This is a genomic window from Myxococcus sp. AB025B (assembly GCF_006518215.1).
Lineage (GTDB): Bacteria > Myxococcota > Myxococcia > Myxococcales > Myxococcaceae > Myxococcus > Myxococcus fulvus.
In genome coordinates, this window is record NZ_SRLW01000712.1 from 1 (window position 1) to 457 (window position 457).

Consider the following 457-nt stretch of genomic DNA (forward strand, 5'->3'; position numbering starts at 1 on the left):
GTCATGACCCGCTCCCATGCGGCGGTGGCGGTGTGGGGGGTGGGGAGCGTGTGGCGTGACGGCCGGTTGCTGACGGACACGGCGCTCATCCACGTGGCGGCGTTGGACGCGGGGGCGTTCGCGGATGACTCGACGCACCGGATGCTGCGTCAGGCGCGGGCGGGGGACACGGAGCTGGTGGTGCTCGCGTACAACCTGCCGACGGACGTCGAGCGTCGGGGCTTCGTGCAGTTCGTGTTCGAGGACGTGGCCATCGAGGTGGCCGGGGTTCCGGTGCGCTCGGTGGCGGTGGTGGAGAACACGGGAAACCTGACGGTGGACCCGACGCGGCTGACGCCCGTGCCGGCGAACGTCGCGCCTGGCCTGCCGCCCATCCTGCCGCAGCCGACGGCCACGGGGGGCAGCGGCCTGGCGACGGGAACGTCCGTGTCCGCGCCGGAGGTGGGGAGGCCCGGGG

General features: G+C 73.7%; 1 pseudogene. It reads left to right on the forward strand.

Features of this window, described 5'->3' with window-relative positions:
- Window positions 1-457 (forward strand): annotated as a pseudogene (locus FL311_RS44770) (hypothetical protein); the annotation flags it as partial.